Annotated in this window: 17 protein-coding genes, 1 tRNA gene and 1 pseudogene; 13 read left to right on the forward strand and 6 right to left on the reverse strand. The window is 71.1% G+C overall.

The window, feature by feature from the left end; genetic code table 11:
* Window positions 1-57: 57 nt before the first annotated feature.
* Window positions 58-1548 (reverse strand): 30S ribosomal protein S1, encoded by a 1491-nt coding sequence (gene rpsA, locus ACH4UM_RS08900; protein WP_398175573.1) that lies wholly within the window; start codon window positions 1546-1548, stop codon window positions 58-60.
* Window positions 1549-1887: 339 nt separating this feature from the next.
* Here rpsA and ACH4UM_RS08905 point away from each other — a divergent pair, with 339 nt between their 5' ends.
* Both ACH4UM_RS08905 and hrpB read left to right on the forward strand, forming a co-directional pair.
* A complete protein-coding gene (locus tag ACH4UM_RS08905) occupies window positions 1888-2736 on the forward strand; it encodes a class I SAM-dependent methyltransferase (protein ID WP_398175575.1) in 849 nt (282 codons plus the stop codon).
* A 4-nt stretch (window positions 2737-2740) separates the two neighbouring features.
* The gene (hrpB, locus tag ACH4UM_RS08910) at window positions 2741-5299 is read left to right on the forward strand and encodes an ATP-dependent helicase HrpB (protein WP_398175577.1); all 2559 of its coding nucleotides are present in this window, start codon (window positions 2741-2743) and stop codon (window positions 5297-5299) included.
* Window positions 5300-5322: 23 nt separating this feature from the next.
* On the opposite strand, the gene ACH4UM_RS08915 is transcribed toward hrpB, so the two are convergent.
* The 3 genes from ACH4UM_RS08915 to ACH4UM_RS08925 all read right to left on the reverse strand — a co-directional run bounded on the left by ACH4UM_RS08915 (window position 5323) and on the right by ACH4UM_RS08925 (window position 8403).
* Complete coding sequence (locus ACH4UM_RS08915; RefSeq protein ID WP_398175579.1) at window positions 5323-6315, reverse strand: DUF3068 domain-containing protein; 993 nt, start codon at window positions 6313-6315, stop codon at window positions 5323-5325.
* Window positions 6316-6343: 28 nt separating this feature from the next.
* Window positions 6344-6478 (reverse strand): SPW_0924 family protein, encoded by a 135-nt coding sequence (locus tag ACH4UM_RS08920; protein ID WP_398175581.1) that lies wholly within the window; start codon window positions 6476-6478, stop codon window positions 6344-6346.
* Window positions 6479-6633: 155 nt separating this feature from the next.
* Window positions 6634-8403, reverse strand: coding sequence for a lytic transglycosylase domain-containing protein (locus ACH4UM_RS08925; RefSeq protein ID WP_398175583.1), 1770 nt, complete (start codon window positions 8401-8403; stop codon window positions 6634-6636).
* Between the two features lie 284 nt (window positions 8404-8687).
* On the opposite strand from ACH4UM_RS08925, the pseudogene ACH4UM_RS08930 reads away from it, so the two are divergent.
* Window positions 8688-9548: pseudogene (locus tag ACH4UM_RS08930) on the forward strand (DUF4184 family protein); the annotation flags it as partial.
* 984 nt (window positions 9549-10532) lie between these two features.
* On the opposite strand, the gene polA reads toward ACH4UM_RS08930, so the two are convergent.
* A complete protein-coding gene (gene polA / locus ACH4UM_RS08935) occupies window positions 10533-13259 on the reverse strand; it encodes a DNA polymerase I (protein WP_398175585.1) in 2727 nt (908 codons plus the stop codon).
* Window positions 13260-13614: 355 nt separating this feature from the next.
* On the opposite strand from polA, the gene ACH4UM_RS08940 reads away from it, so the two are divergent.
* From ACH4UM_RS08940 to ACH4UM_RS08980, 9 genes are all read left to right on the forward strand, one after another.
* Complete coding sequence (locus tag ACH4UM_RS08940) at window positions 13615-15894, forward strand: FdhF/YdeP family oxidoreductase (RefSeq protein ID WP_398175587.1); 2280 nt, start codon at window positions 13615-13617, stop codon at window positions 15892-15894.
* A gap of 53 nt (window positions 15895-15947) precedes the next feature.
* Window positions 15948-16436, forward strand: a complete 489-nt coding sequence (locus tag ACH4UM_RS08945) for a PaaI family thioesterase (protein WP_398175589.1) — start codon at window positions 15948-15950, stop codon at window positions 16434-16436.
* Between the two features lie 62 nt (window positions 16437-16498).
* Window positions 16499-16906, forward strand: a complete 408-nt coding sequence (locus ACH4UM_RS08950; protein WP_398175591.1) for a hypothetical protein — start codon at window positions 16499-16501, stop codon at window positions 16904-16906.
* Window positions 16903-17520, forward strand: a complete 618-nt coding sequence (locus ACH4UM_RS08955; protein ID WP_398175593.1) for a Tat pathway signal sequence domain protein — start codon at window positions 16903-16905, stop codon at window positions 17518-17520. Before ACH4UM_RS08950 ends, ACH4UM_RS08955 begins: the two co-directional genes overlap by 4 nt.
* 287 nt (window positions 17521-17807) lie before the next feature.
* Complete coding sequence (locus tag ACH4UM_RS08960; protein WP_398175595.1) at window positions 17808-19037, forward strand: branched-chain amino acid ABC transporter substrate-binding protein; 1230 nt, start codon at window positions 17808-17810, stop codon at window positions 19035-19037.
* A gap of 110 nt (window positions 19038-19147) precedes the next feature.
* Entirely contained in the window at window positions 19148-20080 is a 933-nt protein-coding gene (locus tag ACH4UM_RS08965) for a branched-chain amino acid ABC transporter permease (RefSeq protein WP_398175597.1), read from the forward strand.
* Between the two features lie 5 nt (window positions 20081-20085).
* Window positions 20086-21915: a branched-chain amino acid ABC transporter permease gene (locus ACH4UM_RS08970; protein WP_398175599.1), complete on the forward strand. Its 1830-nt coding sequence runs from the start codon at window positions 20086-20088 to the stop codon at window positions 21913-21915.
* A 5-nt stretch (window positions 21916-21920) separates the two neighbouring features.
* A complete protein-coding gene (locus ACH4UM_RS08975) occupies window positions 21921-22832 on the forward strand; it encodes an ABC transporter ATP-binding protein (protein ID WP_398175601.1) in 912 nt (303 codons plus the stop codon).
* Window positions 22829-23545, forward strand: a complete 717-nt coding sequence (locus ACH4UM_RS08980) for an ABC transporter ATP-binding protein (protein WP_398175603.1) — start codon at window positions 22829-22831, stop codon at window positions 23543-23545. The genes ACH4UM_RS08975 and ACH4UM_RS08980 overlap by 4 nt, the downstream gene beginning before the upstream one ends.
* Before the next feature lie 148 nt (window positions 23546-23693).
* Here the strand turns inward: ACH4UM_RS08980 and ACH4UM_RS08985 are convergent, their stop codons facing one another.
* Window positions 23694-24368 (reverse strand): ANTAR domain-containing response regulator, encoded by a 675-nt coding sequence (locus ACH4UM_RS08985; RefSeq protein ID WP_398175605.1) that lies wholly within the window; start codon window positions 24366-24368, stop codon window positions 23694-23696.
* A 108-nt stretch (window positions 24369-24476) separates the two neighbouring features.
* Between ACH4UM_RS08985 and ACH4UM_RS08990 the strand changes: the two genes are divergently transcribed.
* Window positions 24477-24549 (forward strand) — tRNA-Leu (locus ACH4UM_RS08990).
* The last annotated feature ends 180 nt before the right edge of the window (window positions 24550-24729 follow it).

The following is a 24729-nucleotide window of genomic DNA, read 5'->3' on the forward strand; positions in this document are numbered from 1 at the left end:
CCGCACCTCGAAAGGTGCGGGCCCGCGGTTACCGGCCGATGCCTAGCGGTGAGCCGTTCAGCTCTGGCCGCCGGCCAGCTTCTCGCGCAGGGCGGCCAGCGCCTCGTCCGACGCCAGGGCGCCGGAGTTGTCGCCGCCCTCGGAGGAGTACGAACCGCCGGACGCGGCCGGAGCGGCGGCCTCGCCACCCTCGGCAGCGGCAGCGGCGTCCGCCTCGCGGGACTTGATGACCTGCGCCTGGTGCTGCTCGAAGCGCTGCTGCGCCTCGGCGTACTGGTGCTCCCACGCCTCGCGCTGGGTCTCGTAGCCCTCGAGCCAGTCGTTGGTCTCCGGGTCGAAGCCCTCGGGGTAGATGTAGTTGCCCTGGTCGTCGTAGGACGCGGCCATGCCGTACAGGGTCGGGTCGAACTCGACCGAGGCCGGGTCGGCACCGAAGGACTCGTTGGCCTGCTTCAGCGAGAGGCTGATGCGACGGCGCTCGAGGTCGATGTCGATGACCTTGACGAAGATCTCGTCGTTGACCTGGACGACCTGCTCCGGGATCTCCACGTGGCGCTCGGCCAGCTCGGAGATGTGGACCAGGCCCTCGATGCCCTCGTCCACGCGGACGAACGCACCGAACGGAACCAGCTTCGTGACCTTGCCGGGCACGACCTGGCCGATCTGGTGGGTGCGGGCGAACTGCTGCCACGGGTCTTCCTGGGTCGCCTTCAGCGACAGGGAGACGCGCTCGCGGTCCATGTCGACGTCGAGGACCTCGACGGTGACCTCCTGGCCGACCTCGACGACCTCGGAGGGGTGGTCGATGTGCTTCCAGGACAGCTCGGAGACGTGGACCAGACCGTCGACGCCACCCAGGTCCACGAAGGCACCGAAGTTGACGATCGAGGAGACCACACCGGAACGGACCTGACCCTTCTGCAGGGTCGTGAGGAACGTCTGGCGGACCTCGGACTGGGTCTGCTCCAGCCAGGCACGGCGGGACAGGACCACGTTGTTGCGGTTCTTGTCCAGCTCGATGATCTTCGCCTCGAGCTCCTTGCCGACGTACGGCTGGAGGTCGCGGACCCGGCGCATCTCGACCAGGGAGGCCGGAAGGAAGCCGCGGAGGCCGATGTCGAGGATGAGACCACCCTTGACGACCTCGATGACGGTACCGGTGACGATGCCGTCCTCTTCCTTGATCTTCTCGATGGTGCCCCAGGCACGCTCGTACTGGGCGCGCTTCTTCGAGAGGATCAGGCGGCCTTCCTTGTCCTCCTTCTGGAGGACAAGGGCCTCGATCTCGTCACCGACGGCGACGACCTCGTTGGGGTCGACGTCGTGCTTGATCGAGAGCTCTCGGCTCGGGATGACACCTTCGGTCTTGTAACCGATGTCGAGCAGGACCTCGTCCCGGTCGACCTTCACGATGACGCCGTCGACGATGTCGCCGTCGTTGAAGTACTTGATCGTCTCGTCGATCGCGGCGAGGAAGGCTTCCTCGTTACCGATGTCGTTGACCGCTACCTGCGGGGTGGTGGCGGTGGTCTCGGTGCTGCTCGTCATGTGGGAAAGGGCTCCGGTACGGACATTGAAGTCGTAGGCACTGCTTACGCCGGGAGCCCGTTTCGCTCTGCAGAAGCCGGACAGCCAAGGAAGCGCCACATGATGAGCACACAGGTGCCCGGTGGCGCCTCGACAACCGAGGGGACATACAACAGATGCGAGCGCAGCCTGCTACGTCTGAGGTGCGCAGGCCCGCAGCGCAACTTGTAGCATACGGGGGCAGCCGGACAGGGTCAATGCGCGAAGCCGCCCACCCGGGGCGGATCGCCCCATACCCGGCACAAAACCTGTCTCCCGAGGCCATGCCGACCCCGGGACGCGTCGGTGGTGACACCACCGATGCGGGTTGGACGGAAGAGTACGACGAGGGAGCCGATCATCCAAGAGCCCGAACCGTTCGAACCGGAAGCCACCCGGCGCGCGGCCGGTGTCGCGGAGAGCGCCCGGGCCAACCGGGGCTGGTGGGACCGCAACGCGGACGAGTACCAGATCGAGCACGGCACGTTCCTCGGCGACGACCGCTTCGTCTGGTGCCCCGAGGGCCTGGACGAGATGGAGGCGGAGCTGCTCGGCCCGCCGGAGGAGCTGAAGGGCAGGGACGTCCTGGAGATCGGCGCCGGCGCGGCGCAGTGCTCGCGCTGGCTGGCCGCCCAGGGCGCGCGCCCGGTCGCCCTGGATCTCTCCCACCGCCAGCTCCAGCACGCGCTGCGCATCGGCGGATCGTTCCCGCTGGTGTGCGCCGACGCCGGCGCGCTGCCCTTCGCGGACGGCTCCTTCGACCTGGCGTGCTCGGCGTACGGGGCACTGCCGTTCGTCGCCGATCCGCGGCTGGTGCTGCGCGAGGTGCACCGGGTACTGCGGCCGGGCGGGCGGTTCGTCTTCTCGGTGACGCATCCGGTCCGCTGGGCGTTTCCCGACGAGCCCGGGCCGGAGGGGCTGAGCGTCTCCGGGTCGTACTTCGACCGGACGCCGTACGTGGAGCAGGACGAGGACGGCCGCGCGGTGTACGTGGAGCACCATCGCACCATCGGCGACCGGGTCCGGGACGTCGTGGCGGCGGGCTTCCGCCTGGTGGACCTGGTCGAGCCGGAGTGGCCGGCCTGGAACACCTCCGAGTGGGGCGGCTGGTCACCGCTGCGCGGCAGCCTGATCCCCGGGACGGCGATCTTCGTCTGCGTACGGGACTGAGTGCGTGATCCGTTACGACGCCCTGGAAGCACTGCCGGTGAACGGCGCCCTGCCCGCCCTGGAGGACGCCCTGGAGGGGCACGGAACCGCCGTCCTGGTGGCGCCGCCCGGCACCGGCAAGACGACGCTGGTGCCCCTGGCCCTGGCCGGGCTGCTGGGCGAGGGACCGGCGCGTCGGGTCGTCGTGGCGGAGCCGCGGCGGATCGCGGCGCGGGCGGCCGCGCGGCGGATGGCGTGGCTGCTGGGCGAGACGGCCGGCCGGAGCGTCGGCTACACCGTGCGCGGGGAACGGGTCGTCGGGCACCACGCGCGCGTGGAGGTCGTCACGACCGGTGTGCTGCTGCAGCGGCTGCAGCGCGACCAGGAGCTGGCGGGGGTCGACGTGGTGGTGCTCGACGAGTGCCACGAGCGGCATCTGGACGCCGACACGGCGGCGGCGTTCCTGTGGGACGTGCGCGGGACGCTGCGGCCGGAGCTGCGGCTGGTGGCCGCGTCGGCGACCACGGACGCCAAGGGGTGGGCCCGGCTGCTGGGCGGCGCCCCGGTGGTCGAGGCCGAGGGCGTGTCGCATCCGGTGGAGGTCGTGTGGGCACCGCCCGCGCGTCCCGTACGGCCGCCGCACGGGATGCGGGTGGACCCCGCGCTGCTGACGCACGTGGCGTCCGTGGTGCGCCGGGCGCTCGCCGAGCGGCCGGGGGACGTGCTGTGCTTCCTGCCGGGCGTGGGCGAGATCGGGCGTGTCGCGGGACAGCTGGGTGAGCTCGGCGACGTAGAAGTGCTTCAGGTGCACGGCCGGGCGCCGGCGGCCGTGCAGGACGCGGCGCTGACGCCCGGGCGGCGGCGCCGGGTGGTCCTCGCGACCGCCGTGGCCGAGTCCTCGCTGACGGTGCCCGGGGTGCGGGTGGTGGTCGATGCGGGGCTCGCGCGGGAGCCGCGCGTGGACCACGCGCGCGGGTTGAGCGCGCTGACGACGGTACGGGCCTCGCAGGCGGCCGGGCGGCAGCGGGCCGGGCGCGCCGGGCGTGAGGCGCCGGGCGCGGTGTACCGGTGCTGGGCGGAGGCGGAGGACGCGCGTCTGCCACGGTTCCCGGCGCCGGAGATCAAGGTGGCCGACCTGACGGCGTTCGCCCTTCAGGCGGCCTGCTGGGGCGATCCGGAGGCCTCCGGGCTGGCGCTGCTGGACCCTCCGCCGGGCGGTGCGATGGCGGCGGCGCGGGAGGTGCTGACGGCCGTGGGCGCCGTGGACGCCCTCGGGCGGGCCACGCAGCGGGGACTGCGGCTGGCGCGGCTGGGGCTGCATCCCCGGCTGGGGCGTGCGCTGCTCGACGCGGCGCCGTCGGCGGGCGTGGAGCGCGTCGCGGAGGTCGTCGCGCTGCTCAGTGAGGAGGTGCCGCGGGAGTACGGCGATGATCTCGCCGCCGCCTTGCGGGGTGCCCGGCGTGGGGGTGACGCCTATGCGGCGCGGTGGCGCGCGGAGGTACGGCGGCTGCGGGCCGCCGCCACGGACGTTTCCCATCCGCCCGCGCGTGACTCCCGTTCCCCGGTGGACGCCGGGGTGGGACCCCGTACCGAGCGCCGGACGGGCGCGCGGGAGGACGGCGTCGTCGGGCTCGTTGCCGCTCTGGCCTTCCCCGAGCGGGTCGCCGGACTCGACGGCGGGTCGTACCTCATGGCCTCCGGTACCCGCGCCGAGCTTTCCGAGGGGTCCTCGCTGCGCGGCTCGCCCTGGATCGCCGTCGCCGCGGCCGACCGGCCCGTGGGCAGGCGGCACGCGCGCGTGCAGCTCGGCGCGGCGATCGACGAAGAGGCCGCCCGGCAGGCGGCCGGCGCGTTGCGCGAGGAGCGGGACGAGGTCCGCTGGGCGGACGGGGACGTCCTTGCGCGGCGGGTGGAGCGGCTCGGCGCGATCGAGCTCGCGGCGCGGCCGCTGACCGACGCCGACCCCGCTCTCGTACGCGAGGCGCTCCTGGACGGGCTGCGGCGGGAGGGGTTCGGGCTGCTGCGGTGGACGCCGGAGGCCGGGGTGCTGCGGCAGCGGCTCGCGTTCCTGCGCCGGCAACTCGGCGAGCCCTGGCCCGACATGTGCGACGACGCGCTGCACGCGCGCGTGGAGGAGTGGCTGGAGCCGGAGCTCGGGCGCGCCCGGCGGCGCGGGGACCTGGCGCGGATCGACGCCGGACAGGCACTGGCCCGGCTGCTGCCCTGGGCCTCCGGTGACGCCGCGCACCTGGACGAGCTCGCCCCGGAGCGGATCACGGTGCCCAGCGGCTCCCGGATCCGGATCGACTACGCGGACCCCGAGCGGCCTGTGCTCGCGGTGAAGTTGCAGGAGATGTTCGGGCTGGAGAAGTCGCCCTTGGTCGCCGGGGTCCGGGTCGTGGTGCACCTGCTCTCGCCCGCCGGGCGGCCGGCCGCCGTCACGGCCGACCTCGCCTCGTTCTGGCGGGACGGCTACCGGGGCGTGCGGGCGGAGCTGCGCGGGCGGTACCCCAGGCATCCCTGGCCCGAGGACCCGGCGACCGCGGAGCCGACCCGGCACACCGGCACCCGGCTCAGGCGCTGACCGGTTCGATGTCCGTGGTCGGCTCAGGCACCGACCGGTTCGATGTCCGTGGTCGGCTCAGGCACCGGGCCGGCCGGGCGCCTCGCGCGCGCCTCCAGGCAGAGGGAGAGCGCCAGCAGCGACAGGCCCAGGGCCAGGAAGCCCCACGGCAGGTACGAGGTCAGCAGCAGCACCAGCCGGCGCTGGGACTTGACCAGGTTCACCGTGTGCCGGATGTAGTCCTCGCGCATCTGCACGTGCCCGGCGAACGCGGTCACCTTGTCCCGGCCGCCGAGCAGGGTGCCCCCGCGCAGCTCCTCCTGGTGGATCTCCTCGCCGTAGACGGGGGCGCCGGTGACGGGCTCGACCCAGAACCTGCGCACCGTGGTGTACCAGCGGGTGGTGCCCGTCCGGGCGACCGACTCGGGGGTGATGCCCTGGACGGGCATGGTCCTCGGGAAGGGCACCCTGGTCCAGGGGATGGTCTGCTCGAAGTAGTAGACGCTCAGCCCGCGGAAGTTCCGGGTGCCCCTGTAGTGGATGGGGGCGGTGACGCGCGCCTGGGCGTCGAAGTACTCGTAGTCCCGCTTCTGCGTCAGGAAGGGCCACTTGAACTCGATGCCCTGCCGGCGCACCGGGTCGCCGTCGACCATCTCGCCGGTGGCGTGCACCGGTTCCTGGGTGTGGGCGTCGAAGATGTACCGCTCGGGGATCCTGGAGACCATCTTGCCGTCGGGGCCCTGGACGTAGGACAGGCCGTCCCAGACGACCACGTCCCGGCCCGCCGTCCGCTCGATCCGCCTCGAGGCCTCCACATCGCCCTTGAGGGTCTGCACGATGGTGACCTCGGGGACGGTGCGGGCCTTCATGGTGCCGTAGTCGAGGAGGGTGGCGTTCCGCGCCTGCAGGACCATGTCCTGGTACTCGTTCGCGGGCACCTTGGCCAGGCGCGGGAAGGCGTACCAGCGCAGCAGCGGGGACAGCGCCGCGAAGAACACGGCGAAGGCGAGCAGGAACAGACTGGCCTTGCGGCGCATCTCGGCCTCCCTCCCGGACGGGCGCGGCTCAGGGGTGTGCGGGCACCGTCGTCAGCAGCGGCTTGGGGGACGTGCTGCCCTCCGGCGCGCCCACGGCGGTGATCGTCAGCACCAGGGCGAGCGCGACGGCGAGACCGGTCGCGGCGGCGATCAGGGCGCGCATACGGGCCTCCCGGCGGACGTGACGGCAGCGAGAACTGATGCTTCGTCAGTTTCCGCACGGTAGCAACGGGCGGGCCAGATGAGAACACGTCGCACGCACGCACGAGGGCGCCCCCGCGCCGGCGACGGCGAAGGGGCGCCCTGGTGGTGCCGGTACTACGAGGAGGCGCTGGGGCTGGGGGACGGACTGGCCGGGGTGTCGGCCGCCGCCACCTTCAGCTCCACGGTCAGGGTGGCGCCGCCGGTGGACGTGATCCGCAGCAGGAAGGTGCCGGTGGCGTCGTCCGCGTACAGCTTCGGCAGCTTCAGCAGGCCCTTGGCGTCCGTCCGGAGGTCCTTCAGGGTGCGGACGGGCTTGCCGTCGGCGTCCTTGAAGTAGGGGCCCTTGTCGTTCTCGCTGGGGTCGTCGGCCGACTTGACGAGGGTGGCGGTGGTCGCGACCTTGTCCGCGACGGCGCCCTTGTAGGTGGCCCTGACCTCGACCTGGTCGGCGAACTCGCCGCCCGGGGTGCAGGTCAGCGGGGTGTCGCTGGTGCGGGTGAGGGTGTCGGCGGCGCGCTCGGTGACGGTGGCGGTGTAGTCGAGGGCGGTGATCGTACGGCCCACGACCAGGGCGCGGACGGTGAAGTCGCCCGTCTTCTCGCCCGCCTGGAGCGCGGGCGCGACGGCCGTGCCCGAGCTGTCGGTGACGACCGTGGCGACCTTCTCGCCGCCGGTGAAGGTGGCGTCGGTGTCGCCGACGACCATGAACCGGACCCTGACCTTGGCGACCGGCTTGCCGGCCTTGGTCTCGGCGCGGGTACCGATCCTCTCGGTGAACGCGTCGCCGGCCATGGCGGTCAGCCTGCCGGTGTCCGCGTCCTTGAGGTGGTCCACGGTGTCGGTGCGGGTGGGAGGTGTGGAAGGGGGCTTGCCCGGGGTGCTGGGCGTGCCGGGGGTGCTGGGCGTGCCGGGCTTGCCCGGGGCCGACGGGTGCGGGCTCGGGCTCGGGCTGTCGTGGCTGCCGCCCGGCCTGCCGCTCCTGCCCGGCCCGGGGCCCGTCCTCGGCGTGGACGGCTGCGACGGCGAGGGCCCGGGGCCGCGGCCGGTCGTGGAGTCGCTGCGGCCGGAGGGCAGCGTGCCGGTGCCGTCCGGCACCGAGTGGGTGCCGTTGCGGTAGTACTCCAGCCACATCAGGACGGTGTTCAGATAGTCCTGCGAGTCGTTGTAGCTGAGGATCGCCCGCCGGACGTCGGCGTCGGCGGACAGGTCCCAGCCGTTGCGGCACAGGTAGTGGCCGGCGGCGAGGGCGGCGTCGTAGACGTTGTTGGGGTCCTTCTTGCCGTCGGCGTTGCCGTCGCGGCCGGCCCAGGCCCAGGTGGAGGGTATGAACTGCATGGGGCCGACCGCGCGGTCGTATCTGCTGTCGCCGTCGTAGGCGCCGTGGTCGGTGTCGCCGATGTGGGCGAAGCCGTTGCCGTCGAGGACCGGGCCGAGGATCGGCGAGAGCGTGGTGCCGTCGGCGTCGACGCGGCCGCCGCGGGCCTGCCCGGACTCGACCTTGCCGATGGCGGCGAGCAGCTGCCAGGGCAGGTTGCAGCCCGGCTTGGACTCGTGCAGCTCGGCCTCGGCCTTCTTGTAGGCGTCGAGCACGGTGGCGGGGATGCCCGCCTCGGACGGGCCCCGGGATGCGGGCGTACCGATGGTGGGCGCCGGGCTGGGGCTGTGCAGCGGCGGCAGGTCGGTGTAGTACGGCGAGTTGCCGGTCGCGCTGCCGTCGGCGGTCACGTCGGGAGCGCTCGTCGCGCCGGCGGCGGCGGCCTGTCTGCCGTGGTCGTCGACCGCTGCGTCCGGAGCCTGGGAGGCGGACAGGGCCGCGACCGCCGCCGCGGCCACGGCCGTGGTTGCCGCCCCCTTGCGCAGCCTCCTGCCGAAATGCGCCGCCATAGAGTGAACCCCTCCCGTGGACGCCCGAGCGTCCGTCTGTGTCTGTCTGTTCGCCCTGTTGTGACGGTTGACCCGTGGTACTGGTTGCCCTCGTGGAGCCGTTCGGTTGTGCGACCCAGGTGACACTACGACAACTTCCTTTGTGCCGGGACCTGTTCGTGCCCGATTTTCACCGCTTGTCCATGTGCTGTTGTACGGAATGCCGCACGGACGTGTCCCCCATACTGGACACCGGTGATCACCAGGGTCGGCGTGCCGGTCAACAGCCCTCAGGAGGACTCCCGTTGCCGTTCACTCTCAGTCATGCGGCGGCCGTGCTGCCCGCGGTGCGCGGGGACGGCTCGGGGCGGGGCCGGCTGGTGCCGGCGGTGCTCGTGGCGGGCTCGTTCTCCCCCGACATGACCTATTACGCGGCGGGCGCAGTGCCCGGCGGGATGGAGTTCGGCGTGGTCACGCACTCCTTTCCCGGGGTCTTCACCCTCGATGTGCTCGTCGCCTGGGCGCTGGTGGGGCTGTGGCTGCTGGTCCGCGAGCCGCTCGTGGCGCTGCTGCCGCGATCCCGTCAGGGGCCTGTGGCCGCGCTGTCGCGGTGCGGGGCCCCACGCGCGCGGGTGCGGCCGTCCGCACCGCCGTGGTGGCACCTCGTGCTGTGGTGGTACGTCTCCGCGGCGCTGGGCGCGCTGACGCATGTGGTGTGGGACGCCTTCACCCACCCGGGCCGGTGGGGGATGCGGCTGTTCCCGGTGCTGGGGCGGCAACTGGCGGGCGTGCCGGTCTACTGGTACCTGCAGTACGGCAGTTCGGCGGTGGCGGCCGTGGTGATCGCCGGGTTCCTGGTCCACGCGCTGCGGCGGGCTGCGACCGCGCCGGCGGCCGGCCCCACGGGAGTTCCCGCGGGGGTTGCCGCGTTGTCGGTACGGGACCGGTGGTGGGCGGCGGCGGTGATCGCCGGCTGCGCGGCGGCCGGTGCCGTGCAGCGGACCGCTCACGACTGGGCCGCCGTGCGTGGGCCCCGGGCCGGCTTCTGGGATCTGGTGCCGACGCTGTGCTTCGGTGCGGGCTCCGGGCTGGTGGTGGGACTGCCGATGTACGCCGCGGGGGTCAGGGCGTGGCGGGCGGCTCGGGTTGCTGACGGAGGCGCCGGGGTGACGGCGGTGGCCGGCGACGCTGGTGATGCCGGGCGGTCCGGCGGCTCTGGCCGGCCGGAAGGCCCTGGGCGCAACGGTGGGTCCGGCCGAACGGACATTTCTGGCCGGTCCGGCGGCTCCGCCGGGGTGGCGGGTTCCGGCGGGGTGGCGGGTTCCGGCGGGGTGGCGGGTTCCGGCGGGGTGGCGGGTTCCGGCGGGGACGGCGGTTCTGCCGGGGTGACGGGCCGTGCTGCCGGGGCGGCTAGCCGTCCTGCCGGGGTGGTGGGCCCTGACGGCGCCGATGGGGCCGGTGTGGAGGCGGGCCGCCCGGCCGGTCGCTGACAGTGGTCGCGGTGGCGACGAAGACGGTGACGGTGCGCACCGGGCCCGGCCGTGGGAGCCGGGCGAGGAGAAGCGCGAGGTAACCGCGGGCCACGTCGGTCCACGGGCGCCAGGGGGGTGTGTCCCCGGGACCGCCCACCGCGACGGGGGCGAGCCGGTGGCCAAGGTCGGTCGCGGCACGGCGCAGGGGGGTCGCTAGGCCGGTGGGGATGCGGGCGGTGCTTGCGCCGGCCGAGAAGGCCGGGACCGGCGGCAACGACGCGGCGGGGGCCACGTCGACAGCTGTCCGGTGGACCGCCGGCCGGTGGTTCAGCATGCGTATACCCATGCCCGCATCTTGGCGGGCGGGGGTGTCGGGTGCGTTTCTGCGGGGGCCACGTGAGTGACGGCGGACATGAGTGGCGGGGACACCCCAGCGGTGGGAACCCCGGGCGCCACGACCCCGCGCCCGCCCCCGTCCCCGGCGCGCCCGCCACGCGGTGGAGAGCTCTCGCGACGACCGATGCCGGCCGGAGCTCCCCACCTCCCCGCCTCAGGCCCGCGGCTCCACACCTCAGGCCCGCGGCTCCACACCTCAGGCCCGCGGCTCCACACCTCAGGCCCGCGGCTCCACACCTCAGGCCCGCGGCGGCACCACGGCGCCACCGCGGGCCAGGGACTCTAGTGCGCCGCCGACTCCCAGTCCGGGCCCACGCCCACGGAGACGTCCAGCGGGGCCCTGAGCCGCACCGCGCCGGACATCTCACGGCGGACGATCTCCTCCGCGGCCGCGCGTTCGCCGGGGGCGATCTCCAGGACGATTTCGTCGTGGACCTGGAGGAGCATCCGGGAGGTGAGGCCGGCCTCGCGCAGCGCCCGGTCCACATTCAGCATGGCGATCTTGACGATGTCGGCCGCCGTGCCCTGGATCGGCGCGTTGAGGGCCATCCGCTCTGCCATCTCGCGGCGCTGGCGGTTGTCGCTGTTCAGGTCCGGCAGGTAGCGGCGGCGGCCGAGGAGGGTCTCCGTGTAGCCGGTCGCCCGCGCCTCGTCGACCACCCGGCGCAGATAGTCCCGCACGCCGCCGAAGCGCTCGAAGTAGGCGTCCATCAGGGCGCGGGCCTCGGCCGCCTCGATGTTCAGCTGCTGGGAGAGGCCGAAGGCCGAAAGCCCGTACGCCAGGCCGTAGGACATGGCCTTGATCTTGCGGCGCATCTCCGCGTCGACCGCCGAGCGCTCGACCGCGAAGACCTGGGAGGCGGCCGTGGTGTGCAGGTCCTCGCCGGAGGTGAACGCCTCGATCAGCCCCGCGTCCTCGGAGAGGTGGGCCATCACGCGCAGTTCGATCTGGCTGTAGTCGGCCGTCATCAGCGACTCGAAGCCCTCGCCGACCACGAAGCCGCGGCGGATAGCCCGGCCCTCGTCGGTGCGCACGGGGATGTTCTGCAGGTTCGGGTCGGTGGAGGAAAGCCGGCCGGTCGCGGCGACCGTCTGGTTGAAAGTGGTGTGGATGCGGCCGTCCGCCGCGATCGTCTTGATCAGGCCCTCGACGGTGACACGGAGCTTGGCCTGCTCGCGGTGGCGGAGCATGATCACCGGCAGTTCGTTGTCCGTCTGGGTGGCCAGCCATGCCAGGGCGTCGGCGTCGGTCGTGTAGCCCGTCTTGGTCTTCTTCGTCCTGGGCAGGGCGAGCTCGCCGAAGAGGACCTCCTGGAGCTGCTTGGGCGAGCCGAGGTTGAACTCGTGCCCGGCCGCCGCGTGCGCCTCCTTCACGGCCTGCTGCACCGCGCCCGCGAACATCTGTTCCATGGCTTCGAGGTGGGCGCGGTCCGCGGCGATGCCGTGCCGCTCCATGCGGGCAAGCAGCGCGGAGGTGGGCAGCTCCACATCGCGCAGCAGGTCCGCCGCGCCGACCTCCTGAAGGCGGCCCTCGAAGGCCGCGCCGAGGTCGAGGATCGCGCGGGCCTGGATCATCAGGGCCTCGGCCTCGGCGCCGTCGTCCGCGCCGAAGGCCAGCTGGCCGTCGGCCTGAGCGGCGGGGGCCAGCTCCCGGTGCAGGTACTCCAGGGACAGCGCGTCCAGGGCGAAGGAGCGGCGGCCGGGCTTGACCAGGTAGGCGGCGAGCGCGGTGTCCATGCGCACACCCTCGACGCGCCAGCCGTGCTCCGCGAAGACCCGCATGGCGCCCTTGGCGTTGTGGAAGACCTTGGGCCGGCCGGCGTCGGCCAGCCAGCCGGCGAACGCCCGCTCGTCGGCCTCGTCCAGCTGGGACGGGTCGAACCAGGCGGCCGCGCCGCCGGACGCGGCGAGCGCGACCTCGGCGACGGAGCCCGCGCCCAGCGCCCAGGCGTCGACCGTGGCGACACCGAGGACCTCCGTGCCGTGCGCGTCGAGCCAGCCGGCCAGCTCGCCGGTGCCGAGCACGGTGCCGTCCAGCTCCACGCCGTCCGCGGCGATCGGCGTCGTCTCGGCCTCCTCGGCGCCCGGGTCGACGGCGAACAGCCGCTCGCGCAGCGACGGGTTGCGGATCTCCAGGGTGTCAAGGACCATCGCGACGGCCTTGCGGTCGTACGGTGCCCGGGCGAGATCGGCGACCGCCTTCGGCAGCTCCACGCCGCGCTCCAGCTCGGTGAGCCTGCGGTTGAGCTTGACGGCCTCGAGGTGGTCGCGCAGGTTCTGCCCGGCCTTGCCCTTGACCTCCTCGACACGCTCGGCGAGCTCCGCGAAGGAACCGAACTGGTTGATCCACTTCGCGGCCGTCTTCTCGCCGACGCCCGGGATGCCCGGCAGGTTGTCGGACGGGTCGCCGCGCAGCGCGGCGAAGTCCGGGTACTGGGCCGGCGTCAACCCGTACTTCTCGACGACCTTCTCCGGGGTGAACCGGGTCAGCTCGGAGACGCCCTTCGTGGGATACAGCACCGTCGTGTGCTCGGAGACGAGCTGGAAGGAGTCGCGGTCGCCGGTGACGATCAGCACCTCGAAGCCCTCGGCCTCGGCCTCGGTGGCGAGGGTGGCGATGACGTCGTCCGCCTCGTAACCCTCGACCGCGAAGCGCTGGGCGTGCATGGCGTCCAGCAGCTCGCCGATCAGCTCGACCTGGCCCTTGAACTCGTCAGGGGTCTTGGAGCGGTTCGCCTTGTACTCGGTGAACTCCGCCGAGCGCCAGGTCTTGCGGGAGACGTCGAAGGCGACCGCGAAGTGCGTGGGCGCCTCGTCACGCAGGGTGTTGGCCAGCATCGACGCGAAGCCGTAGATCGCGTTGGTCGGCTGGCCCGTCGCGGTGGTGAAGTTCTCCGCGGGCAGCGCGAAGAACGCGCGGTAGGCCAGCGAGTGCCCGTCCATGAGCATGAGCCGCGGACGGGTACCGCCGGGGGCGGTGTCGGTCTTCTTCGATGCTGTCTCTGCCACGCCCCCGATCCTGCCACGTGCCACTGACAGCCGGGTGCGAGGTCGGTCCGGCACCGGTGGCGGCGCCATGGGCGGGAAGCGGGCCGCGGGCGGAGCACGTGCGATGCGCGAGTGGGGCCGCGCGCAACCTTCACTCCCGCCCCTTCCCTGTCCCCGTCCCCGTCCCCGTCCCCGGCCCCGTCCCCGTCCCCGGCCCCGGCCGGGATCATTGTCACTGTCCCGTGCGAGGATCGGATGGCGTCGGGGGGTCCGCGCGACCCCGGGCAACACGCCTCCGCGCACACACCGCACATACAGCACATTCAGCACATACACACCACACCCGCAGCACACACGCAGTCGAAGGGACCGTGCGATGGCCACGAAGCCGCCCAAGGGCGACCCGGTTCAGGACGCGCCGCAGGTCGCCGAGCCGAAGCACGCGGCGGCGGGGTTGCCGGCCATCGGGCACACGCTGCGCATCGCCCAGCAGCAGATGGGGGTCAAGCGCACCGCCCTTACCCTGCTGCGGGTCAACCAGAAGGACGGCTTCGACTGCCCGGGCTGCGCCTGGCCGGAGCCGGAGCACCGGCACAGGGCGGAGTTCTGCGAGAACGGCGCGAAGGCGGTCGCCGAGGAGGCCACCCTGCGCCGGGTCACCCCGGAGTTCTTCGCCGCGCACTCGGTGGCCGACCTCGCGACCCGCAGTGGTTACTGGCTGGGCCAGCAGGGGCGGCTCACCCACCCCATGTACCTGCCCGAGGGCGCCGATCACTACGAGCCCATCACCTGGGAGCGCGCCTTCGGCATCGTCGCCGAGGAGATCGCCGCGCTCTCCTCCCCCGACGAGGCCGTCTTCTACACCTCCGGCCGCACCAGCAACGAGGCGGCCTTCCTCTATCAGCTGTTCGCGCGGGAGCTCGGCACCAACAACCTGCCCGACTGCTCCAACATGTGCCACGAGTCCTCCGGCTCGGCCCTGTCGGAGACCATCGGCATCGGCAAGGGCAGCGTCCTGCTGGAGGACCTCCACCAGGCCGACCTGATCATCGTGGCCGGTCAGAACCCGGGCACGAACCACCCCCGTATGCTCGCCGCCCTGGAGCAGGCGAAGGCGGGCGGCGCGAAGATCATCAGCGTCAATCCGCTGCCCGAGGCCGGCCTGGAGCGCTTCAAGAACCCGCAGACCCCCAAGGGCCTGACGTCCGGCGCCGCGCTCACCGACCTGTTCCTGCAGATCCGCATCGGCGGCGACCAGGCCCTCTTCCGCCTCCTCAACAAGCTGATCCTGCAGACCGAGGGGGCGGTCGACGAGGACTTCGTCCGCGAACACACCCATGGCTACGAGGAGTTCGCGGCGGCCGCCCGGGCCGCCGACTGGGACGAGACGCTCACCGCGACCGGCCTGGAGCGCACGGACATCGACCGCGCACTGGAGATGGTCCTGGCCTCCCGGCGCACCATCGTGTGCTGGGCGATGGGCCTGACCCAGCACAAGCACTCCGTGCCCACCATCCGCGAGGTGGTCAACTTCCTGCTGCTGCGCGGCAACATCGGCCGACCTGGCGCCGGCGTGTGCCCGGTGCGCGGCCACTCCAATGTGCAGGGCGACCGCACCATGGGCATCTTCGAGCGGCCCGCCCCGGCCTTCCTGGACGCCCTGGAGAAGGAGTTCGGCTTCGCCCCGCCGCGCGCGCACGGCTACGACGTCGTCCGGGCCATCCGCGCCCTGCGCGACGGCGAGGCGAAGGTCTTCTTCGCCATGGGCGGCAACTTCGTCTCGGCCTCCCCCGACACCGAGGTGACCGAGGCGGCCATGCGCCGGGCGAGGCTGACCGTGCACGTGTCGACCAAGCTCAACCGCTCGCACGTCGTCACGGGCGCGCGTGCCCTGATCCTGCCCACCCTCGGCCGCACCGAACGTGATCTTCAGGGCAGCGGCGAGCAGTTCGTCACCGTCGAGGACTCCATGGGCATGGTGCACGCCTCCAGGGGCCGGCTGGAGCCCGCCGGGGCGCACCTGAGGTCCGAGCCGGCCATCGTGTGCGCGCTGGCACGCCGGGTGCTGGGCGAGGACAGCGTGGTGCCGTGGGAGGAGTTCGAGAAGGACTACGCCACGATCCGCGACCGGATCGCGCGCGTGGTCCCCGGCTTCGAGGACTTCAACGCGCGCGTGGCCCGCCCCGGCGGCTTCGCGCTGCCCCACGCCCCGCGCGACGAGCGCCGCTTCCCGACCGCCACCGGCAAGGCCAACTTCACCGCCGCGCCCGTGGAGTACCCCGAGCTGCCCGAGGGCCGGCTGCTGCTGCAGACGCTGCGCTCGCACGACCAGTACAACACCACGATCTACGGCCTCGACGACCGCTACCGGGGAATCAGGAACGGCCGGCGGGTGGTGCTGGTCAACCCCGAGGACGCGCGCAGGCTCGAGATCGCCGACGGGTCGTACGTCGATCTGGTCGGCGAGTGGAAGGACGGGGTGGAACGGCGGGCGCCGGGCTTCCGGGTCGTGCACTATCCGACGGCCCGGGGGTGCGCGGCCTCGTACTACCCGGAGACGAACGTTCTGGTACCGCTGGACGCCACCGCGGACACCAGCAACACCCCGGCCAGCAAGTCCGTGGTGGTGCGTCTGGAACAATCGGCGACCGACTGAGCGTTTGCTCAGGAAAGCACCAGGCCGATCGAGGACGAACGGAGCCGGACCCCATGGGCGAGCAGCAGCACGTGAAGTTTCCGCAGGAGGTCATCGACGAGTACGCCACGCTCGGCGTCGACCTGCCCGCCCTGTTCTCCGCCGGACACCTCGGCACCCGGATGGGCGTGCAGATCGTCGAGGCGTCCGCCGAGCGCGTCGTCGGCACCATGCCGGTGGAGGGCAACACCCAGCCCTACGGGCTGCTGCACGGCGGCGCCTCCGCCGTGCTCGCCGAGACCCTCGGCTCCGTCGGCTCCATGCTGCACGGTGGCAGCTCGAAGATCGCCGTCGGCGTGGACCTGAACTGCACGCACCACCGCGGGGCCCGCTCCGGCCTGGTCACCGGAGTGGCCACCCCCCTCCACCGGGGACGCTCGACGGCGACGTACGAGATCGTGATCAGCGACGAGGAGGGCAGGCGGGTGTGCAGCGCCCGGCTGACCTGCCTGCTGCGCGACGTGAGGCCCGGCGACGGCGACCGGGTGCCCGCGGCCGGCTGAGCCGCTTACCGGCGCCCGCAGCGCCGTTGCCGCCCGGGCACCCCACGTCCTAGCGTCATGGCATGGCAACGCAGAGAGCCCCGCTGCCGGGGGCGCGGGCGCTGAAATCCTGGCTCGGACCGGTGCTCCTGGCGGGCGCGCTGACGGCCGGCTGCGGCGACGCGACGGGCACCGGGCCCAGTGCCTCACCCACGGTGCCGCCGCGGGCCACGCCCGAGACGGAACTGTGCGCCCGCCTCGTCGCCCACTGGTCACGCAAGGTGCTCGACGGCGACACCTACGGGGACTACCAGTCGATGGGGCTGTCGAACGGGCAGTACGAGATCCTGCGCAAGGTCGTGGACGACGCACGGGCCGCGAAGAAGCGCCAAGGCGCCCGAGCGGCGGACGAGTTGATCGACCGCCGGGCCCGGGAGGGCTGCGCCGCCTGGTACCGCGGCGGCGGACCGGGCAAGGGGCCGTGGAGTTGAGCGGCGTCGGACCCGTCGAGCCGGGCGAGGGCACACGCGCGTGGGACACCCCGGACCCCGCCGAACCGCTCCTGCCCGGCCCCCGCCCCGGGCGGCTCGCCCGGCTCTACGACCGGCACCGCCGCGCCGCCCTCATCACCGCGGCCGCCACCCTCCTGCTCGCGGGCGGCGGTTACCTCTACGCCACCCGGCAGCACCAACCGCCGCCCCCCGCACCGCCGTTCCCCTCCCAAGCGGTGGACGTCACCTACCTGGACCCGGCGACCACACCCCGCCATGCCGCACCCAGGAGCTTCAGCCTCGCGGTGCTGGTGAGCGTGCAGACCGGGCCGCCGGTCACGGTCACCCGGATCAGCCAGCCCTACGCCGGCCTGACGCTGACCTCGGCGCCCCCGGCACCTTTCCGGACCGCCGCGGGCTCCGCCCGGAAGATCGTCATCACCATGCATGTGACGGAATGCGGAAAAGTGCCGGAGAACGCCGGACTGCCTTTCCTGGACGTAACTCTGCGTAATGCGCGCGCGATCGAAGTTCACAGTTTCATCCTCGGGACACGCTATGCACACGCCCTGTCCGACGCCCTGCAGGTCGCCTGCGGCAACAGCTTTCGGTAATCAGCAAAACAGCCGAGACTCCTGAACACAGCTCCGCGCGTCCTGCAGGTTCTCAATATGCGGACAGGGCGAATCGGCCTGAATTCCACTGATCCACCCTTCCAGTACCGCTCTGCATTACGTCGTGTCATAACAAGAGAGTCACAGCCTTGGTCAGACCCTCCTCCACGTTCCCTGCACACGCCTAGAGTCACCGCCAGTCACCGCGCGGTCGGAAAGTCACTTCGGCCCAGCGCTCGACTCGGCCACTTCCAGCGGGGAGGGCCGTGCCAGGGAAAGGACTGATCGTGCGTCAACGTTCGCTCATCGCCATCACCGCCGCGCTGGCGGCGGGAGCACTCACCCTCACCGCCTGCGGTTCACGTGGCGGCGACAAGGGCTCGGACTCCGGCAACGGTGGCACCACAGTGACCATCGGCGTCGACGCCCCGCTGACCGGCGACCTGTCCGCGCTCGGCCTGGGCATCAAGAACTCGGCCGACCTCGCCGCCAAGAACGCCAACAAGAAGAACTACGTCAAGGGCATCACCTTCAAGATCGAGGCCCGCGACGACCAGGCGCAGCCCTCCTCGGGCCAGCAGAACGCCACCGCCCTCGTCGCCGACAAGGACGTCCTCGGCGTCGTCGGCCCGCTCAACTCCTCCGTCGCCGAGTCCATGCAGAAGGTCTTCGACGACGCCAAACTCGTCGAGGTCTCCCCCGCCAACACCGGCCCCGCCCTCACCCAGGGACCCGACTGGCAGACCAAGAAGGTCCGCCAGTTCAAGTCGTACTTCCGCACCGCGACCACGGACGCCATCCAGGGCCCGTTCGCCGCGCAGTACCTCTACAACGACGCCAAGAAGAAGAAGGTCTTCGTCATCGACGACAAGAAGACCTACGGCGCGGGCCTCGCCGGCACCTTCACCGACGAGTTCAAGAAGCTCGGCGGCAAGATCGTCGGCACCGAGCACATCAACCCCGACACCAAGGACTTCTCCGCGGTCGCCACCAAGGTGAAGGACTCCGGCGCCGACGTCGTCTACTACGGCGGCGAGTACCCCCAGGCCGGCCCGCTCAGCAAGCAGATCAAGGCCGCCGGCGCCAAGATCCCGCTGGTCGGCGGCGACGGCATCTACGACCCGACCTTCATCAAGCTCGCCGGCAGCGACTCCACCGGCGACCTCGCCACCTCCGTCGGCGCCCCGGTCGAGACCCTGCCCTCCGCCAAGCAGTTCGTCGCCGACTACAAGGCGGCCGGCTACAAGGAGGAGTACGCGGCCTACGGCGGTTACTCCTACGACTCCACCTGGGCGATCATCGAGGCCGTCAAGAAGGTCGTCGACGACAACGGCGGCAAGCTCCCCTCCGACGCCCGCGCCAAGGTCACCGCGGCCATGCAGAACGTCTCCTTCGACGGTGTGACCGGCAAGGTCTCCTTCGACGAGTTCGGTGACGCCACCAACAAGCAGCTCACCGTGTACGCCGTGAAGAGCGGTGCCTGGGCGGCCAAGAAGTCCGGTACCTACACCGGCTGACCCCTCCCGCACCAACCAACAGCCGCGCGGGGCGCTGTTCCACAGGCGCCCCGCGCGGACTCGCATCCGGTCACATCCGTCGAACATCCGAAAGTCTCGGAGGACATGCGGTGAACGAACTGCCGCAGCAGCTGGTCAACGGCCTGCTACTAGGATCCATGTACGGGCTGGTCGCCATCGGCTACACAATGGTCTACGGCATCGTCCAGCTCATCAACTTCGCACACGGCGAGATCTTCATGACCGGCGCCTTCGGCGCCCTCACGATCTACGTGTACGTCCTGCCCGACGGCACCTCCATGTGGGTTGCCCTCCCCCTCATGCTGATCGGCGCCATCATCGTCGCCGTCCTCGTCGCCATGGGGGCGGAACGGTTCGCCTACCGGCCACTGCGCACCGCCCCGCGCCTCGCGCCACTCATCACCGCCATCGGACTCTCCCTCGCGCTGCAGCAGGCGGTCTGGGCCTGGTACCCCGAAGCCAAGTCCGCCCGCACCTTCCCGCAGATCCCCGGCGGCCCCTTCCACCTGGGCAACGTCACCATCCAGACCGGCGACATCTTCCTCCTCATCGCCGCCCCCATCAGCATGGCCGTCCTCGCCTACTTCGTCATGAAGACCCGCACCGGACGCGGCATGCAGGCCACCGCCCAGGACCCCGACACCGCCAAGCTCATGGGCATCAACACCGACCGCATCATCGTGGTCGCCTTCGCCCTCGGCGCAGCCTTCGCCGCCGTCGGCGGTGTCGCCTACGGCCTCAAGTACGGCCAGATCGACTTCCGCATGGGCTTCATCCTCGGCCTCAAGGCCTTCACCGCGGCCGTCCTCGGCGGCATCGGCAACATCTACGGAGCCATGATCGGCGGCGTCGTCCTCGGCATCGCCGAAACCCTGGCCACCGCCTACATCGCCGACCTCCCCGGGATGGAGAAGTTCGGCAGCCAGTCCTGGGCAGACGTCTGGGCGTTCGTACTCCTCATCCTCGTGCTCCTGTTCAGGCCACAGGGCCTGCTCGGCGAGCGCGTGGCGGACAGGGCGTGACACCGATGACCACACAGACCACCGCACCCGAAACCCCGAGCGCCCCCACCACCGGCGCGGCGCCCTCCGGCCTGTTCGGCATCCCCGCGCACATCGGCCGCGCCCTCGCCACCGGCGGCAGCGTGCTCACCATCGTCGCCACCTTCCTCGCCTGGACCTGGACCGCCGCATTCCCCGGCGACCTCACCGTCTACGGCTACCCGGGCGGCCTGCAGGTCCTCGTCCTGATCGGCGCCACCCTCACCACCCTCCTCGCCCTCGCCTCCTACGGCGTCAAGGGCCTGCACTGGCTCACCCCCGCCGGCGCCGACGCGGCCATCAAACTCGCCGCCCTCGCCACCTTCGCCACCACCTGGTACACCGTCCTCGCCATCAGCGTCGAACTCGGCGGCCTGGTCAACCTCGAACCCGGCGGCTACATCGTCGCCCTCACCAGCCTCGCCACCCTCATCGGCGCCCTCGCACTGCCCTTCGAACGGCCCGAGCCCGACCCGATCGACCCCGAGGCCACCGGCGCCGAACGCCTCCGGCACCGCCTCGCCCACGGCTGGAGCACCACCAAGGCCACCTTCGCCTCCTCCAGCCCACGACCCGTCGGCAAGCTCCCCTCGTACGCCGAAATCCTCATCATCGTCGCCGTCCTCGCGCTCGGCCTCACCGTCTTCACCTACGGCATCGGCACCGAATACGACGAACTCTTCGTCGGCTTCCTCATCCTCGCCGGCCTCGGCTTCGCCGCCCTCAACAAGGCCGGCCTCATCGCCCACGCCTCCCAGATCACCGCCCGGCACCAGAGCACCACCGTCTTCGGCGCCTTCATCGCGGCAGCACTCTTCCCCTTCACCCAGACCGACGACCAGTACGCCACCCTCGGCGTCTACATCCTCATCTTCGCCACCGTCGCCCTGGGCCTGAACATCGTCGTCGGCCTCGCCGGACTGCTCGACCTCGGCTACGTCGCCTTCCTCGGCGTCGGCGCCTACGCCGCCTCACTCGTCTCCGGCTCCCCCAACTCGCCGTTCCACGTCCACTTCCCCTTCTGGGCCGCCGTCCTCATCGGCGCCCTCGCCTCGCTCGTCTTCGGCGTTCTCATCGGCGCCCCCACCCTCCGACTGCGCGGCGACTACCTCGCCATCGTCACCCTCGGCTTCGGAGAGATCTTCCGCATCACCGCCAACAACCTCGACGGCACCTCCGGACCCGACCTCACCAACGGCTCCAACGGCATCGCCTCCATCCCGAACCTCGACATCCTCGGGTTCGACTTCGGCGCCCAGCACGACATCGCCGGATTCTCCATCGGACGCTTCGCCAACTACTTCTTCCTGATGCTGATCATCACCGCCGTCGTCGTCCTCGTCTTCCGACGCAGCGGCAACTCACGCATCGGCCGCGCCTGGGTCGCCATCCGCGAGGACGAGACCGCCGCCCTCGCCATGGGCATCAACGGCTTCCGGGTCAAGCTCATCGCCTTCGCCGTCGGCGCCTCCCTCGCCGGCCTCGCCGGCACCGTCCAGGCACACGTGACCTACACCGTCACCCCCGAGCAGTACCTCTTCGCCGGACCCATCCCGCCCAACTCCGCCTTCCTGCTCGCCGCAGTCGTCCTCGGCGGCATGGGCACCATCGCAGGCCCCCTCATCGGCGCCGCACTGCTCTTCCTCATCCCCAACAAGCTCCAGTTCCTCGGCGACTACCAGCTCTTCGCCTTCGGTGTCGCGCTCATCCTGCTGATGCGGTTCCGCCCGGAGGGCCTCATCCCCAACCGGCGCCGTCAGCTCGAATTCCACGAAGAGGCCGAAGCGCCCACGGTCCTCAGCGAGACAGGGGCGTGACCACCATGACCACCGACACCACCACCAAGGACACCGCACCCGCCGCCGGCGCCCCCGGCCAGACCGTCCTCGACGCACGCGGCGTCACCATGCGCTTCGGCGGCCTCACCGCCGTACGCGACGTCAACCTCACCGTCAACAGCGGCGAGATCGTCGGACTCATCGGCCCCAACGGCGCCGGCAAGACCACCTTCTTCAACTGCCTCACCGGCCTCTACATCCCCACCGAAGGAGAGGTCCGCTACAAAGGCAACGTCCTGCCGCCCAAGTCCTTCAAGGTCACCGCGGCCGGCATCGCCCGCACCTTCCAGAACATCCGCCTGTTCTCCAACATGACGGTCCTGGAAAACGTCCTCGTCGGCCGCCACACCCGCACCAAGGAAGGCTTCTGGTCCGCCGTCCTGCGCGGCCCCGGCTTCCACAAGGCCGAATCAGCCTCCCGGGCACGAGCCATGGAACTCCTCGAGTTCGTCGGCCTCGCCGCCAAGGCCGAACACCTCTCCCGCAACCTCCCCTACGGCGAACAGCGCAAGCTCGAAATCGCCCGCGCCCTCGCCAGCGAACCCGGCCTGCTCCTCCTGGACGAGCCCACCGCCGGCATGAACCCCCAGGAGACCCGCGCCACCGAGGAACTCGTCTTCGCCATCCGCGACATGGGCATCGCCGTCCTCGTCATCGAGCACGACATGCGGTTCATCTTCAACCTCTGCGACCGCGTGGCCGTCCTCGTCCAAGGCGAGAAACTCATCGAAGGCGACAGCGCCACCGTCCAGGGTGACGAACGCGTCATCGCCGCCTACCTCGGCGAACCCTTCGAAGGCGCCCCCGGCGACGAAGAAGCCGCCGAAGTCGAAAACGCCGAGGCCCACGCCGACACCACGACGGACGCCGCGCCCGGCAAGGAGAACGACCGATGACCGCACTGCTCGAAGTCGAGGACCTCCGCGTCGCCTACGGCAAGATCGAAGCCGTCAAAGGCATCTCCTTCAAGGTCGACGCCGGCGAAGTCGTCACCCTCATCGGCACCAACGGCGCCGGCAAGACCACCACCCTGCGAACCCTCTCCGGCCTCCTCAAGCCCGTCGGCGGCCAGATGAAGTTCAACGGCAAATCCCTCAAGAAGGTCCCCGCCCACGAGATCGTCTCCCTCGGCCTCGCCCACTCCCCCGAGGGGCGGCACATCTTCCCCCGCATGACCATCGAGGACAACCTCCGCCTCGGCGCCTTCCTCCGCAAGGACCGCGAAGGCATCGAAAAGGACATCCAGCGCGCCTACGACCTCTTCCCCATCCTCGGGGAGCGCAGGAAGCAGGCGGCGGGCACCCTCTCCGGCGGCGAACAGCAGATGCTCGCCATGGGCCGCGCCCTCATGTCCCGGCCCAAACTCCTCATGCTCGACGAGCCCTCGATGGGCCTCTCCCCGATCATGATGCAGAAGATCATGGCCACCATCGCGGAACTCAAGTCCCAGGGCACGACGATCCTGCTCGTCGAACAGAACGCCCAGGCGGCGCTCTCACTCGCCGACCACGGACACGTCATGGAGGTCGGCAACATCGTCCTCTCCGGCACCGGACAGGACCTGCTGCACGACGAGTCCGTACGGAAGGCATACCTCGGCGAGGACTAGACCCCTCCCCGGAACACGACAGGGCCCGCGCCCCTCGGGGGACGCGGGCCCAGTCATGCCCGAAGACAAGTCTCGAAAGCTCAAAAACCCGGAAACCCGGAAACCCTGACACTCCGGGACTCGGAGACTCAGGCAGCCATTCAGCCACTCAGTCCTTGTCGGACTTCGCGCCACCCTTCGCGGCCTTCTTCTCGTCGCTGTCCTGAATGACCGCCTCCGCGACCTGCTGCATCGACATACGACGGTCCATCGACGTCTTCTGGATCCAGCGGAACGCGGCCGGCTCCGTCAGCCCGTACTCCGTCTGCAGGATCGACTTCGCACGATCCACCAGCTTCCGGGTCTCCAGCCGCTGTGTGAGGTCCGCGACCTCCCTCTCCAGCTCCTTCAGCTCCGTGAACCGCGAAACGGCCATTTCGATCGCGGGCACGACGTCACTCTTGCTGAACGGCTTCACGAGATACGCCATCGCCCCGGCGTCCCGGGCCCGCTCGACCAGATCGCGCTGCGAGAACGCGGTGAGCATGAGAACCGGGGCGATCCGCTCCTCGGCGATCTTCTCCGCCGCCGAGATACCGTCCAGCTTCGGCATCTTCACATCGAGAATCACCAGGTCGGGCCTGTGCTCCCGAGCCAGCTCCACGGCCTGCTCACCGTCCCCGGCCTCACCGACGACGGAGTACCCCTCCTCCTCCAGCATCTCTTTGAGATCCAGCCGGATCAGCGCCTCGTCCTCCGCGATGACGACACGGGTCGTCAGGGGAGGCACGTGCGACTTGTCGTCGTCGGGCACGTCTACGGGCTGGGGCGACTCGGCGGTCACGGGGGCGCTCCTTGTTCCGGGGCGGGGCAGGTAGTGCTCCCAAGAGCGTACCTAGCTGCGGTAAGGTGGGGGCACGGCGGGTGACCGCCAGCCTTTGTTTTAGAGGAAGCCCCGGTAGTCCAGCGGTAGAGACACGGTGCTCAAACCACCGACAGCGTGGGTTCGAATCCCACCCGGGGCACTTTTCCTTCAATTCGAAGGTCACCACTGGAAGCGGATGTTCACGTTCTCATGAACATCCGCTTTTTGCTGCGTGTCGACACTGCCACTCTCCGAGAGTGTGCACATGTACGACCTCGGCACACGTATATGCCGGAAGATCTCGCCGCTTACGCCTACCTGCTGGGTCTATACCTGGGCG

It is taken from the genome of Streptomyces sp. NPDC020801 (genome assembly GCF_044334385.1).
GTDB lineage: Bacteria > Actinomycetota > Actinomycetes > Streptomycetales > Streptomycetaceae > Streptomyces.

Bases quoted from the DNA above. Each gene is read 5' to 3' on its own strand.
- rpsA (WP_398175573.1), bottom strand. From the start codon at position 1,548: ATGACGAGCAGCACCGAGACCACCGCCACCACCCCGCAGGTAGCGGTC.
- ACH4UM_RS08905 (WP_398175575.1), top strand. From the start codon at position 1,888: ATGCGGGTTGGACGGAAGAGTACGACGAGGGAGCCGATCATCCAAGAG.
- ACH4UM_RS08915 (WP_398175579.1), bottom strand. From the start codon at position 6,315: ATGCGCCGCAAGGCCAGTCTGTTCCTGCTCGCCTTCGCCGTGTTCTTC.
- ACH4UM_RS08920 (WP_398175581.1), bottom strand. From the start codon at position 6,478: ATGCGCGCCCTGATCGCCGCCGCGACCGGTCTCGCCGTCGCGCTCGCC.
- ACH4UM_RS08925 (WP_398175583.1), bottom strand. From the start codon at position 8,403: ATGGCGGCGCATTTCGGCAGGAGGCTGCGCAAGGGGGCGGCAACCACG.
- ACH4UM_RS08940 (WP_398175587.1), top strand. From the start codon at position 13,615: ATGGCCACGAAGCCGCCCAAGGGCGACCCGGTTCAGGACGCGCCGCAG.
- ACH4UM_RS08945 (WP_398175589.1), top strand. From the start codon at position 15,948: ATGGGCGAGCAGCAGCACGTGAAGTTTCCGCAGGAGGTCATCGACGAG.
- ACH4UM_RS08950 (WP_398175591.1), top strand. From the start codon at position 16,499: ATGGCAACGCAGAGAGCCCCGCTGCCGGGGGCGCGGGCGCTGAAATCC.
- ACH4UM_RS08970 (WP_398175599.1), top strand. From the start codon at position 20,086: ATGACCACACAGACCACCGCACCCGAAACCCCGAGCGCCCCCACCACC.
- ACH4UM_RS08975 (WP_398175601.1), top strand. From the start codon at position 21,921: ATGACCACCGACACCACCACCAAGGACACCGCACCCGCCGCCGGCGCC.
- ACH4UM_RS08980 (WP_398175603.1), top strand. From the start codon at position 22,829: ATGACCGCACTGCTCGAAGTCGAGGACCTCCGCGTCGCCTACGGCAAG.